Annotated in this window: 14 protein-coding genes and 1 pseudogene; 10 read left to right on the top strand and 5 right to left on the bottom strand. The window is 58.4% G+C overall.

Translation table 11 applies throughout. The annotated features are described in order from the left end of the window. Positions 1–2: 2 nt before the first annotated feature. Together AB4090_RS04900 and AB4090_RS04895 are read left to right on the top strand one after the other, a co-directional pair. The gene (locus tag AB4090_RS04900; protein ID WP_369572748.1) at positions 3–380 is read left to right on the top strand and encodes a VirB3 family type IV secretion system protein; all 378 of its coding nucleotides are present in this window, start codon (positions 3–5) and stop codon (positions 378–380) included. Further along, entirely contained in the window at positions 377–1768 is a 1392-nt protein-coding gene (locus AB4090_RS04895) for a hypothetical protein (protein WP_369572747.1), read from the top strand. The genes AB4090_RS04900 and AB4090_RS04895 overlap by 4 nt, the downstream gene beginning before the upstream one ends. Positions 1769–1880: 112 nt before the next feature. On the opposite strand, the gene AB4090_RS04890 is transcribed toward AB4090_RS04895, so the two are convergent. Genes AB4090_RS04890 through AB4090_RS04880 form a run of 3 tightly spaced genes read right to left on the bottom strand, consistent with a single transcriptional unit; the run spans position 1881 to position 4166 of the window. Continuing rightward, on the bottom strand, positions 1881–3458 hold the full coding sequence (locus AB4090_RS04890) for an IS66 family transposase (RefSeq protein WP_369572746.1): 1578 nt from the start codon (positions 3456–3458) through the stop codon (positions 1881–1883). A gap of 21 nt (positions 3459–3479) precedes the next feature. Continuing rightward, positions 3480–3845 carry an IS66 family insertion sequence element accessory protein TnpB gene (gene tnpB / locus AB4090_RS04885; RefSeq protein WP_369572745.1) on the bottom strand — a complete coding sequence of 122 codons (366 nt, stop codon included), beginning with the start codon at positions 3843–3845 and terminating at the stop codon, positions 3480–3482. Positions 3846–3848: 3 nt separating this feature from the next. Next, positions 3849–4166, bottom strand: coding sequence for a hypothetical protein (locus AB4090_RS04880; protein WP_369572744.1), 318 nt, complete (start codon positions 4164–4166; stop codon positions 3849–3851). A 220-nt stretch (positions 4167–4386) separates the two neighbouring features. Between AB4090_RS04880 and AB4090_RS04875 the strand changes: the two genes are divergently transcribed. The 3 genes from AB4090_RS04875 (at position 4387) to AB4090_RS04865 (ending at position 7395) form a co-directional block, all read left to right on the top strand. Then, a complete protein-coding gene (locus tag AB4090_RS04875) occupies positions 4387–5040 on the top strand; it encodes a hypothetical protein (protein ID WP_369572743.1) in 654 nt (217 codons plus the stop codon). 90 nt (positions 5041–5130) lie between these two features. After that, complete coding sequence (locus tag AB4090_RS04870; protein ID WP_369572742.1) at positions 5131–5988, top strand: hypothetical protein; 858 nt, start codon at positions 5131–5133, stop codon at positions 5986–5988. A gap of 519 nt (positions 5989–6507) precedes the next feature. Next, positions 6508–7395: a phospholipase D-like domain-containing protein gene (locus tag AB4090_RS04865; protein ID WP_369572741.1), complete on the top strand. Its 888-nt coding sequence runs from the start codon at positions 6508–6510 to the stop codon at positions 7393–7395. A gap of 233 nt (positions 7396–7628) precedes the next feature. On the opposite strand, the gene AB4090_RS04860 is transcribed toward AB4090_RS04865, so the two are convergent. Then, positions 7629–7973 carry a hypothetical protein gene (locus AB4090_RS04860; protein WP_369572740.1) on the bottom strand — a complete coding sequence of 115 codons (345 nt, stop codon included), beginning with the start codon at positions 7971–7973 and terminating at the stop codon, positions 7629–7631. A 74-nt stretch (positions 7974–8047) separates the two neighbouring features. On the opposite strand from AB4090_RS04860, the pseudogene AB4090_RS04855 reads away from it, so the two are divergent. The 4 genes and pseudogenes from AB4090_RS04855 to AB4090_RS04840 form a co-directional block, all read left to right on the top strand. Then, positions 8048–8989, top strand: a pseudogene (locus tag AB4090_RS04855) (site-specific DNA-methyltransferase); the annotation flags it as partial. Positions 8990–9025: 36 nt separating this feature from the next. Then, entirely contained in the window at positions 9026–9466 is a 441-nt protein-coding gene (locus AB4090_RS04850) for a DNA methyltransferase (protein ID WP_369572868.1), read from the top strand. After that, positions 9466–10317 (top strand): hypothetical protein, encoded by an 852-nt coding sequence (locus AB4090_RS04845; RefSeq protein ID WP_369572739.1) that lies wholly within the window; start codon positions 9466–9468, stop codon positions 10315–10317. The genes AB4090_RS04850 and AB4090_RS04845 overlap by 1 nt, the downstream gene beginning before the upstream one ends. 239 nt (positions 10318–10556) lie before the next feature. After that, positions 10557–11279: a hypothetical protein gene (locus tag AB4090_RS04840; RefSeq protein ID WP_369572738.1), complete on the top strand. Its 723-nt coding sequence runs from the start codon at positions 10557–10559 to the stop codon at positions 11277–11279. A gap of 76 nt (positions 11280–11355) precedes the next feature. Here the strand turns inward: AB4090_RS04840 and AB4090_RS04835 are convergent, their stop codons facing one another. Further along, the gene (locus tag AB4090_RS04835; protein ID WP_369572737.1) at positions 11356–11529 is read right to left on the bottom strand and encodes a hypothetical protein; all 174 of its coding nucleotides are present in this window, start codon (positions 11527–11529) and stop codon (positions 11356–11358) included. Between the two features lie 188 nt (positions 11530–11717). Here AB4090_RS04835 and AB4090_RS04830 point away from each other — a divergent pair, with 188 nt between their 5' ends. Then, on the top strand, positions 11718–12125 hold the full coding sequence (locus AB4090_RS04830) for a hypothetical protein (protein ID WP_369572736.1): 408 nt from the start codon (positions 11718–11720) through the stop codon (positions 12123–12125). Positions 12126–12132 lie beyond the last annotated feature (7 nt).

Raw genomic sequence — 12132 nt, 5'->3', positions numbered from 1 at the left:
CCATGGCGGCGACTTCTCGCCGCCTGCCCATTCACCAGGCATTAGTGCGGCCCATGCTGGTCGCGGGGGGTGAACGGGAAGCGACCTTTGCTTTGTGGTTCCTGTGTTTGTCTATACCCATTCTGATTTCCCTTTGGTACATCCCGGTGGGCCTGGTGGTCGGCGCGGTCGGCCAGACCTTTCTGCGGTCGCTCGCCAAAAAGGACCCGCAATCTCTGGGGGTGGTGCGCAGGCACTGGAGCCAGCAAACCTTTTATCCCGGACGGGCAAGCGCGTATGCCCCGGTACGGTATCGCGCCCCCAAAGAGCAAACCCAGAGTGCGGCAACGGGTGGCGTAATGAAGATTCTGGCAAAACTCATGGGAGGCAAGGCCAAGTGATCAATCTCAAGGAATACCGCGACAAGGCCCAGGGCCTGCCGGACCTGTTGAATATCGCCTTTCTGGTGGATAACTGGACCACGGATGTTGGCGAGATGGCGGTGGCACTGCAGAAGGACGGGTCGGTTATGGCGGGATTCTCCTATGGAGGGCCAGACCTGGAGAGCCTTTCTGCTGATGATCTCGACGCGCTTTCCGCTGCCTGGAACAACGGACTGGCCCGTTTGGGCACCGATTGGTGTGTGCATGTGACGGCCATCCGGGAGCCGGCTGAGGGATATATCCCGGAAGCGGACAACGCTTTCCGCTCTCCCGTCGCGTCGCTGATCGACCTGGAGCGACGCGCCCAGTATGGTGGCGAATCACACCATTTCACCAGTCGCTACTACTATGTGCTGACCTGGCGCATTCCCACGGACGCCGAAGCGGCCATTGGTCAGGGCCTGGTGAAAAAGAAGGCCGGGCGCCTGGAACAGGATTCAGAAAAAGACCGTTTCTCGGATCTGATGGCCCGCTTCCGGCAGCCGATGGATGTGATCCTGGGCATCTTCCGGCGCAACTACCGGGTCCGGGCTCTGGATGCGGATGGGCTGTTGACCCATGTGCATGAATGCCTGACCGGCCAGAAGCACCGAATCAACGCGCCGCGCATCCCCGCCTATCTGGATGCCCTGGTGGGCCATCACGATTTTGTGGGCGGGCTGGAGCCTTCCATCGACGGAGAAGACATCCGGGTAGTGACGGCGGTGGGGTACCCGAACGAAACCTACCCGGAAATGCTGGAGCACCTGCATTCCATGCCCTTTCCGCTGCGCTACACCATTCGGTTCTTGCCTCTGGATCAGGCGGACGCCGTGCAGGACATGAGCAAGATTCGCAGCAAGTGGTTTGGCAGTCGCACGAGCCTCAAGGCACATATAGGCGAAAAGCTCTCCGGTGAAGCGCCAAGCGAGTTGGCGGCGGACGATCACGCCACCAACCTCGCGCTGGACGCCAGGCAGGGCGTCAACGAGGCACGGGAGGGTGCGGTGAAGTTTGGCTTTTTCACGCTGACCGTGGTCTTGCGTGGGCAGGACGAAGATCTCCTCACGGAGCGGGTCAAGATCGTCAAGAACTTCTTCGATAATGCCGGGTATGTGGCCTACCTCGAAACCGTCAACACGGTGGAAGCCCTGTTGGGTAGTCTGCCCGGGCACCTGTACGAAAACATCCGCCGGCCCATCCTGCACAGCCTGAACTTTGCCGACTTCGCGCCCAAAACGGAAATCTGGGCGGGTAGTGCGCGCTGCCCCAGTCCGTTGATGCGGACGGCCGATGGTCGGGCAGCGCCACCACTCCTGTATGCGGTAAGCGTTCTCTGTGCGGCGTTCTTCCCAATCGAGATATAATTGCCAATCATGGCCTTCTCGTTGGGGAGAAAGTAGGGTCATGGAGAGTTTGTCCCTTCGGCGCCCGTGGGAGCGGATGCTGACATCTGGACTCGGTGCCGCGTGGCCTGGCTTAGTGACGCTGCTGGCTGCGATACAGGTCAGAGCGGAGGGGATGATCCGCGAAGCGCTCTTTCCAAAGTCGCGGAGTGAGCTGCGCTACGTCTTTGGCCGGGTGCCGACTGACTCGCTGCAAGACGTCCACGAGATAGTCGTAGGGATCGATCTCCTGCAGTCGGCAGGTACTGAGCAGACTCTGGATGATGCCCAGGTGCTGGGCGCCGAGTTCGGTCCAACAGAAGAGCCAGTTTTTTCTGCCCAAAGGAATGGGCCGAATCTGGCGCTCGATGTGGTTGGTGTCGATGGGGACGTCGGGCTCTTCCAGGAAGAGCTGCAGTGGTCCCTTGCGGCTGTGGACATACCCCAGGGCCTTGGTGAAGGGATTGCTGGGCAGGAAGGCGCTGTCCGTCAACTGCCTTTCTACCCAGCGGAAGAACTGGGCCACCCGGGGGCGGCTATGGGTATAGCGATACCTGCGCTTGGCCTCGCCGCCCAATCCTTGGCTGCGGATCTCCTCTTCGACGCGGTAGAACTCTCGGATCTGCTCCAGAGCCTCGGCCACCGCTTCGGGAGCATGGGCCTCGGCGCGCACGAACTCCCGCCGGCTATGAGCCCAGCACTGGGCATGGATCAGCCCCTCCGTTTCTTTCTGGAAACGGGTATAGGCGGCATAGCCATCGCTCAGCAGTACGGTACCTGCGGACAGCGGGCCCAATAGTTCCCGGATATGGATCGTGCCGCGGCTTTCGGCATAGGGAAAGCAGATCTCCTGGGCATCGCCAAAGACGGGCCAGAAGTACCCTTGGTGCATCTTGCCCTGTTCCCGGCGGCCCGCCTTGATGGGGGTCTCGTCCATGGTCAGCACGCGAGATTGGCGAATGCTCTCGAACTGGGCCTCATAGATCGGCGACAGGAGAAAGATGGCCTCCTGCACGATGCCGGTGAGCCAGGAGCGACTGACCCGCAGTCCCTCGGCGGCCATCCGCTGGTGTTGCCGATAGAGGGGCAGATGGTAAACGAACTTGTCGAGGAGCACACCGGCGATCAGGCTGACATCTGCCCGGCTCCCCTCCAGGACGCTGATGGGTGCGGGAGCCGTGTGCAGTGTCCCCGTCTCCCGCAACTTGACCACGGGGCGCTCGTACTGGAGGACGACATAGCTCCCGGGGCGCTGGGCCAAGCGATAGCTGATCTTGGTATCGATGATCTCGTAGGCGCTGGGATCGAGACCTGCGATCTCGGGAGCCGGGAGGGCGATGACTTCGACGGGAGTCCGGCTCTTGTCGAAGAAGGACAGGGATTCGGCCCGATCTTCTGGCCGCCTGGCATGGGCTCGGCTGTGGGCAGCAACGGATCGGGCGGGAGCGGGTGTTTCTTCGGTCGTTGCAAACTCCTGGCCGAGACTGAGCTGCTCTACAGGAGGCGGGGGAACCCGCCGTTCGCTTTTCTGGCCGAAAAGCTGGCGTCGGAACCAATCGAGTTGTTGCTGCAGGGCCTGGAGTTTGGTTTGGATTTCGGCATTGATCTGCACCTGAAGCTGCCAGGCGGCGAGGGCTTCGGGATAGGTTCTCGGGACTGGGATTTCTGCCATTTCCATTGCAAAATCATAGCACTATCCGGCTATTTCTGCAAGGTTTTCTGATGCTTGCCGATGATATCGGTGACGCTGCCGACCCACTTCGATACCCTCTAGCAGGAGCTTCAGTTGTGTCCAATCCAACTCCGATGCCGGTGGCGTACGCCAGTCCCAGAATCGCCCCCGTTCCAGTCGCTTGGCCCAGAGACTGTACCCCGTTCGATCCCAATACAGCACCCGCATCTGTGTAGCCCTGCGGTTAACGAAGACGAAGCAGTGGCTGGATAGAGGATCTTGCGCGAAGGTCGGGCGCACCAAGGCAGAAAGGCCATCGAAAGACTTGCGCATATCCACCGGTACCCGGCAAATAAAGACTCGAATCCGCCCCTCGGGAAAGAACATCGTTCACCCCCGCCGGATCGAAAGTACACAGCCACCTCCCAGATCCAGGCGAATTTCCAGGGGAGCCACCGGGTCTTTGGGTGGACACAGCCCGGCCAACCCCAATTCAACGAAGGCGGAGGTCAGGTCTGCGGAATCCGTCGCACCCGGTGCAGGGGTACTCTCCCGCAGACGTCGCCGCCAATAATAGAACTGCGGCAGGGACAAACCCTGCTGCTCGCAGAATTGGCGGACAGAAAGCCCGGATTCTTCCTGCGCACGCACCCGTTGCTGCCACCCCCAGGCCCGTTCTGAAACGGCAGTTTCCCTTTGGTTATCCATGATCCCAGCATCCTTGCCTCTAAAAGATGAGAGCATGGTCGAAAATCCAGCATCAAAAGGGAAGAACGTCGTTCAGCGACCGCTTACACACGCCCGGTGGGCAGATCAGGCGCATGCCTGGCGATGTTGACACGGACCATTACTAACGCTATCTTATACTCTCTATCGTTTACATAGGGTGATCGAGTTGAACTTTTCCCGCATTTCCATCGCTGTTGCCGTGTCTTCCCTTCTGACCTTTTCCGCTTGCGTCGCAGAGGCTTCTCCCCTTCCCTTTCATGGTTTCGCCGCGGGCCTTGGCGTCGGCACCGAAGGCGTTGGCATCCAGGGCAGTACGGCCATCATTCCCAAGACGCTGAACCTCAATGTGGGCTTTGACTACCTGCATCTGCACGACAGCCTCCATACCAACAATGTTCGCTACAGTGCCGGGGTCAACCTGCAGGGTGAGCCCATCACGGTGAGTTGGTTCCCCTTCCAGGGCAACTTCAACCTTACGGCGGGCCTGTTCATCAATCAGAACCGTTTCAGCGTGACGGGCACTCCGACCGGTGGCACCTATACGCTCAATGGTCACACGTATACGGCAAGCCAGGTGGGCAGTCTGACCGGCAAGACCCACTTCAACGGCGCGGCGCCTTATGTCGGTATCGGCTGGGGTGATCCCATGGACGGTGGGCGGTTGACCCTTACCGCCAATGTCGGGGCGATCTACGAGGGCGCTCCCAACGTGAGCCTCACGGCCACGGGCGCCGCCGCCAATCCGCAGTTGGCCGGCGACGTGCAGTCCGAGCAGGCCAGCCTGAACAGCAAGATCAGCGGTTATCAGTGGTGGCCGGTCATGGGCGTGGGGTTGATGTATCGGTTTGGGTGACGACTTGCAGTCGGCATGACCTGCGGTCGGCATGACGCAAACGCCGCCCAGAATTGGACTGGGCGGCACACGGCAAAAGGAAGGTGATTTATGGTTGCTAATGGCATTAAAATTGATGAAATAAAGTGCAGGACAATACTGGTGACGCCTGAGGTGGCGGGAAACCTCTTGGAATACAATGTTGATAACAGAAAAATTCGTAACACTTCTGTTAAAAACCTTTCTCGTTCCATGAGAAACGGTGAATGGATATACACACATCAAGGGATCGCTGTTGATAAGAATGGGATACTGATAGACGGCCAACACAGGTTGAAAGCCGTTTTGAAGTCTGGTGTTAGTGTTCCGATGTTACTGTTCGAGAACGTTGATCCGAGAGCGTTCAATGTAATTGATCAAGGAGAGCGCCGCAGTCCTTATGATGTGTTGAGAACATCGCCATCCGCAGCGGCCATTGTTCGTATAGCTGTACGGATGTGCGAATCCGATTCAAAGCCGTCGTTTGCACGCATGTTGCCATATTATGAGGCGTTGCGTGAAGATATTGAGTCTCTTCTTTTGAATGCGCCATCAGCCAGCAAGTATTTTACCACTGCTCCGATTCGGCTTTGTGCGATTGTCGCAATGGATATGTATCCTGAAAGCGCAGACGTTATCGCTGATATATATAGCAAGCTGTCGAGGCATGAGGTTTTCGATCTTAAACGTGTTGCTGCTGGGTGGTTTACGCAATTTAGTAATGGCACTGTTGACACCAGTTCAGCTTCTGGTCTGGGCGATTCAATCGCTCGGGCAATGTATGTTTTCAATCCAAACAATTTCAATAAGCCTGGGCCGGTTGTTACGGAGAAGATCAAAAATGAGTCAAGCGACTTGTTAAGGGATGCGATTAGGTCTTCGGTATCTGAATTCAAGGCGATGGAATCAGAAATCGAGTCTGCAAGTTAGCTCTGAAAAGTGTTATGCAGAAGAACGAAATGGTGCATTTAGCCCATGGACAATCGACGGTGATTCCAATGGGCGGTTATCGGGTGAAAGTGGCGCGGAGTTAGTCATTTTGTAAACGCATTGCCGCTCGGCCTTTAACGGGGCGGCACACTTGAGGAGAAATATTATGATTTCATCGGTTTACACAAAGAAACAGGACGCCGAAAACCTGCAGAGAATGCTTCGTTGCGACCCAGAACGCATATTGAAGCTGGAGCATGACCCGGAGAAGCACAATCGGGTGCAATCCTGTTTGTGCCGGATGTGTTACTACGGCAGCCGCATAGGTGGGCACGCCATCACCGTAGAGCCGTGCATGTGTTGCGGGGAGGAGCAAACCTATGGCAGTACGAATACCGATGCTCTCTGTCTGAATTGTGCCAAGACAACGGGGCTGTGCAAACACTGCGGCGCTGACATCGAACTGCGTGTGCGTAGGCAAAAATGGCCGAAGCCCACAATGCCCAGGGAGAAGTAATCATGCTGTCTATCGAACCGCAAGCTGGCCCCGCGCCGATCATCCAGGTCATCCAGCAAGCCCGACGTGAGGTGTCCGTCGGCGTCTATTACCTGTCTGACCGGCCCATCCTGTCGGCCTTGCGTGCCGCCCATGCGCGGGGTGTGGACGTCCGTGTCATTATCGAGGGCAAGCCCTACGGCATGAAGCCGTGGCAAGTCCAGAAGGAAGAGCGGAAGATCGAGGCGACGGGCGCCACCCTGCATCTGGCGCCTGCCCGCTTCACCAGTCACGGCGACCGGTACGCCTTTTATCATGCGAAGTACGCCTGCAACGACTACGAGTGTGAGATCGGCACCGCCAATATGGATTGGTCGGCCTTCCACAAGAACCGGGAGTACCTCTATGTCACCCAAAATCCTGCCGTGGTTGCGGCGGCAAACGCAGTATTCAATGCCGACTGGAACAACCGGAGAGCACCCGCCTCTGCTCATCGGGTTCTCGTCCTTTCTCCTGGGAGTTCAGCCGGACAGATGCTCCAGGTCATCAACCAGCCCGGACCCGTTGGTGTCGAGTCGGAAGAGCTTGGGCCGTACCGTCCGATCCTCGATGCCCTGGCGGCGAAGGGCGCGGATCTTCGGCTGATCCTGCCGGCCAGCATCAACGCGAAGGACAAACAGGACGTGGAATTTCTGCGCAGCCACGGTTGTCAAGTTCGGTTCCTGCCAAAGAAGCCGATCTACATGCACGCCAAAATGATTGTCGGCAATCAGTTGGCTTTTGTGGGCAGCGAGAACTTCACGGAAACGAGTCTGGAGTCGAATCGGGAGATGGGCCTGGTGCTAAACGGGTCTGATATTGCCACGTTGCAGGCGCAATTTGAAAAGGACTGGGCGAGAGCAGGGCAATGACAGCCATTTCTTACCTCCTCTCTCCAGAAGTGCATCTTTTCAGTGGATGCCCGTTTACAGCGAGCGCACCCAAGAGGAAAGCCGGTGTAAGCTAACGCAAAGGAATCAGAAATGTTCAGAGCACTTAAATTTACTCTGCAATTTATAGTGGCTTTGCTCGCCGCATTTTCATGCTTTATTGCAGGAACCGTCTATGAGCTCAAAGCATTGCACAATAACTGCAAATCACAGATTCACATCAGGATAAAGAGCGACATCTCACCGCCCATAAGAGAGGAAAATTGATGAAAAATCCGCCTAACACCCATGTCTGCCCTGTCGTTCTGGAGCCAGTCGCCGGAGCGCTGGACCAGTTTTTCGTGGGCGCCCTTGCGCAAGGGGATGCGGTTGGGGGGATCGAGGCGCACCGGCTCATCCGCGACGACACCTTGTGTGCCGTTTACGGCAAGAAAGGGAAAGAACTCTGCAATCTTGTTGACCAAGGTCTCAGCATCCTGTTGCTGGTCGCCAAACAGCGCGGATCCCTCCAGAATCTTCCTGTCGGCGTTCTGGGCTTGCGACCCGGGTCCACCCGCCACATTTTCGCTTCATCGTTGGATGACGCATTCAGAACCTGCGCGCTCCTGTATTCATCAGGCAATGGTTGGCGCGAATGATCCGTATCGGACACGCCATCGATCGCCTCCGCGAAATGCCGGATCATGCCGTGCATTGCGCGGTCACCAGTCCGCCGTATTACGGGCTACGCGACTACGGATTAGAGCCGGTGATCTGGGAGCCGGTGTGGTACGCGCCCATGGCCGGGATGCCGGAGATGTCCGTTCCCGCACACGCGGACCCTTTGCAGGGTGCGAGCCCGGAAGCGTACCGGGAGTGCGAGCACGATTGGGGTGACCAGAAGCACGCGCACGGCCAGTTTTGCCGAAAGTGCGGGGCATGGCGCGGGTGCCTGGGACTGGAGCCGTCGCCGGAACTCTACATCGGGCATCTGGTGCAGGTCTTCCGGGAATTGCGCCGGGTGCTGCGCCCGGATGGCATCTTATGGTTGAACCTGGGGGACAGCTACGCCGCCGGCAACCATGGGACCAGAAGAGACATCGACAAAAAACTGCTCGCCAGGCGTAGTGTGGTTTTGCGTCCCCGCGACCAGCCCGGCATCAAACCCAAAGATCTGATGGGGATTCCGTGGCGGGTTGCATTCGCCCTGCAGGCGGACGGCTGGTGGCTGCGGTCGGATATCGTGTGGATGAAGGGGAACGCCATGCCGGAATCGGTCACCGACCGCCCGACCCGTTCCCACGAGATGGTTTTCTTGCTCACGCCGTCTGCGCGGTATTTCTACGATCACCTCGCGATCCGGGAGCCGCACGCCGCGGAGTCCGTGGCCCGGATCGGGCGTGGACGCGCCGCGAAGCACAAATGGAGCGACGGACCCGGTGGACAGACAATCGCAACCGACCTGTCGCATGCCCTGCACCCGGCGGGGCGCAACAAACGCGACGTCTGGACCATTTCCACCAAACCCTACAAGGGCGCCCACTTCGCCGTCATGCCGCCGGATTTGGTGGAACCGTGCATCCGGGCGGGCACATCGGAAGCGGGCGTCTGTCCCCATTGCGGGAAGCCCTGGGTGCGCGAGGTGGTGCGGGAGTGTTGTGCTCCGGGAGAGGTGCCGGATTCCTATTGCGGGTCCACTTTTCACAAGGGCAAGTCACGCGATGCGAGGAAACATCTGTCGGAAGTCGGAGAAACGCCCAGAACCGCTGCCTTGCGTACTGTGGGGTGGAGAGCCGGATGCGGCTGCCCGTCCCATGATCCGGTTCCGGCCACGGTGCTGGACCCGTTCGGCGGATCCGGCACCGTGGCAATGGTGGCGAAGGCCCTGGGCCGGGATTGGGAGATCATCGAAGCCAATCCGGACTATGTGCCTCTGGCGGAGGCCCGCCTGCATCAGCCGGCGAAACCCCAGCGGGGCGCGAAGCAACGCCGAGGCGCAAAGTCCGGCGATGTGCGGCTTCGTGGGTTGGAACCGGATCATTTACAACCAACTCAACAAATGGAGCTTTTTTGATGGCAGTGTCGAGCCACGATATTCATGTCGGTGATCTGTTATCCATTCTGCCGACGCTGCCTGACAACCATTTCGACGCCGCGCTCTGCGACCCGCCGTATCACTTGACGCAGAACTCGCGGGGCGGGTCTGCCAGAAAGTGCTACGGACAACCGGGAGACGGTGGTACGACACCGTATGGACGGCATCGCGTGGGCACCGACAAAGGCTTCATGGGCCAGACCTGGGACGGCGGCGACGTGGCTTTCCGCCCGGAGACCTGGGAGTCCGTCCTGCGGGTGATGAAGCCCGGCGCGTATCTCATGGCGTTCGGCGGTAGCAGGACTTTTCACCGGCTGGCGGTGGCACTGGAAGACGCGGGATTCATTCTGGTGGATACACTGATGTATCTGTATGGCAGCGGCTTTCCAAAATCCACCAATGTCGCGGCACACATCGACAAGATGAAGGGCGGTTCTGGCCTGCGATGGGAGGGCTGCGGGACAGCACTGAAACCCGCCTATGAGCCTGTCTTGCTCTGTCGCAAGCCCGGCGAAAAGACGTATGCCGCGAATGCCCTGAAGTGGGGCTGCGGGGCGCTGAATATCGACGGGTGCCGGATTCAGGGTGAACCGCCGCATCACAATTACGGGCGCACGTCGGGAAATGGAGCCTGGGCGGGCAAAAGCGAAACGCCGTTCAACACCCCGGATTCCGGTCGCTGGCCCGCCAACGTGATGCTGGACGAGGCGGCGGCACGGATGCTGGACGCGCAATCGGGTATTCGCAAGAGCGGGGCGCGGGTCGCCGGAGCGCCCAGAAATGCCGGAAACCAGCACGTCTACGGCGAAGCCTCCGGCATGGCCTTATGATTTATGCGGAGATTATCCATGCAATACAGCCTCGATTTATCGTTTGGGAAAACGTCCCAGGAGTCCTCTCCACAAAAGATAATGGGTTTGGACACCTTCTTGGGTCTCTTGCGGGACACGGAGACGCCCTCCCTGTCCCTCCCGGCCATAAACGGTGGAGTAACGCGGGTGTGGTTGCCGGACCCGCGCGGACGCTCGCGTGGCGCGTTCTCGATGCGCAATATTTGGGAATTACATACTTGACTTGTGCGGTTTTGTCCTTGCACAAGCTGGCGGGGGTCGTGGAAGGCGTGCGTATGGCAGCCAGTGATGGCATGTACGAGGTTGACGACACGGAACACTGGGCCAGTGCAACGCTACACAGCATGGCGGAGATGTCCAGGCTGCTGACCATCACGGATCAGGTCATCTGTTACGGTATGAAAGCAGAATTGGAGTACATCGAAAACGGACTCCCCCATTACGGGAACGACGATCCCCGCAGGGTACTGCTGGGACGCCCGATGTCCCTGCACCAAGGCCCTGGGGAGGTGGAAGGACTGCGGCTGTTGCCGGAGTGGATGCTGCCCAATGTCACCACCGATCCGCAAAAAATGGCGCAAGGATTCACGCCTCTCGTACAGGATACGGAAGACGGAAAGAAACGTGTAGTTCTGGTGGCGGGGGCATCGTCGATGCGGCAGGAGGGGGAGCGTGTTTACCTGACCGTTCCGGACTTCGGAAAAGATTCACCTGCCCTGCCTGCCATCCTGCGGGACAGTTGGCCTTTGCAACAGGCGCCAGGGTCTGAAAGCGATTTTGACGGGTTTCTGGACGATCTGGACCAAAAGGACAGGGTGCCGGATACGGCCAGCGGACGACTGCGCCGCTTTGCCAAACACAAGGGGTTGCCGTTGCCCGAACCCGTTGAGCCTTCATCAGACGAGATGTCCGCGGATGCCGGCAACCTGTTTCTGCACTGATCCATTGCGCGGGAAACTTTCCCGAACGGCGTAAAAAAAAGGGGAATTATATACTTGACTTGCCTTGTCATCCCCCCTACGCTTCAAGCATACAAGGCGAAAGGCGGAGGGAAATGAGTCCGATGATGCCGATATGGTAACTTCCCATGCCGGCGAGAAATACCTGTAGCGCCTGTCCAACGAACCAGCCGGCAATGTCCAGCACGAAGAACGCGAAGATAAATCCTACGGTCAGGAGCAGTGGACGCATGAGGATGCCGATCACCACGGCATAGCCATACTGCGCCTGCTGCGGGGCGAAGCCCTCTCCTTCGGCATTGTCCCGCCTTCCATGCTATCCTTGCAGAGAAGCTATAAATCCGGCAGCCATTGACAGACTGCCGGTATTTGTGGTAACATGACGTTAGTTGAGGTTTCTGCAACAGGGAGGAACGAAGCATGGACATGGTCAGTTATCTGTTGGGAGAAGATGTCGGGAACCAGCGCGCGGCGAGTGCGCGGAACGTCGCCAACATCAAGCTGCGCAGCAAGGATAGCACGATCGAGACCCTGAACAGGATCATCGACGATAAGAACATCGCCCTGAAAGCCGTTGCGGCGCAGCGGGACAAGGTGACGGAACGCTTCCTCCGTGAGCGGCAAGAGCGTGAGGTCTGGCAGAAGACGGCCACACTGCGCAAGATGATGCTGGTGGATCGCGGCATGACCGAGCAAGAAGTCTATGCCGAGCAGCATAAGCGCGAAGCAGTTCAAAGTGTTGAAAAAGAGTTGAACGATTTTCTTGATCGGAAATCTGCGGAAATCGATGCGGACATGAAGACGAAAGGTTTTGTCCTGGAAAAGTAAGGTATTC

It is taken from the genome of Acidithiobacillus sp. IBUN Pt1247-S3 (assembly GCF_041146875.1).
Taxonomy (GTDB): Bacteria; Pseudomonadota; Gammaproteobacteria; order Acidithiobacillales; family Acidithiobacillaceae; genus Igneacidithiobacillus.
The sequence above is the reverse complement of the archived record's forward strand: the minus strand, read 5'-3'. Positions and strand labels throughout refer to the sequence as shown.

Coding starts and splice junctions, on each gene's coding strand:
- AB4090_RS04900 (WP_369572748.1), top strand. CDS start 3: ATGGCGGCGACTTCTCGCCGCCTGCCCATTCACCAGGCATTAGTGCGG.
- AB4090_RS04890 (WP_369572746.1), bottom strand. CDS start 3,458: ATGGCAGAAATCCCAGTCCCGAGAACCTATCCCGAAGCCCTCGCCGCC.
- tnpB (WP_369572745.1), bottom strand. CDS start 3,845: ATGTTCTTTCCCGAGGGGCGGATTCGAGTCTTTATTTGCCGGGTACCG.
- AB4090_RS04880 (WP_369572744.1), bottom strand. CDS start 4,166: ATGGATAACCAAAGGGAAACTGCCGTTTCAGAACGGGCCTGGGGGTGG.
- AB4090_RS04870 (WP_369572742.1), top strand. CDS start 5,131: ATGGTTGCTAATGGCATTAAAATTGATGAAATAAAGTGCAGGACAATA.
- AB4090_RS04865 (WP_369572741.1), top strand. CDS start 6,508: ATGCTGTCTATCGAACCGCAAGCTGGCCCCGCGCCGATCATCCAGGTC.
- AB4090_RS04845 (WP_369572739.1), top strand. CDS start 9,466: ATGGCAGTGTCGAGCCACGATATTCATGTCGGTGATCTGTTATCCATT.
- AB4090_RS04835 (WP_369572737.1), bottom strand. CDS start 11,529: ATGCGTCCACTGCTCCTGACCGTAGGATTTATCTTCGCGTTCTTCGTG.
- AB4090_RS04830 (WP_369572736.1), top strand. CDS start 11,718: ATGGACATGGTCAGTTATCTGTTGGGAGAAGATGTCGGGAACCAGCGC.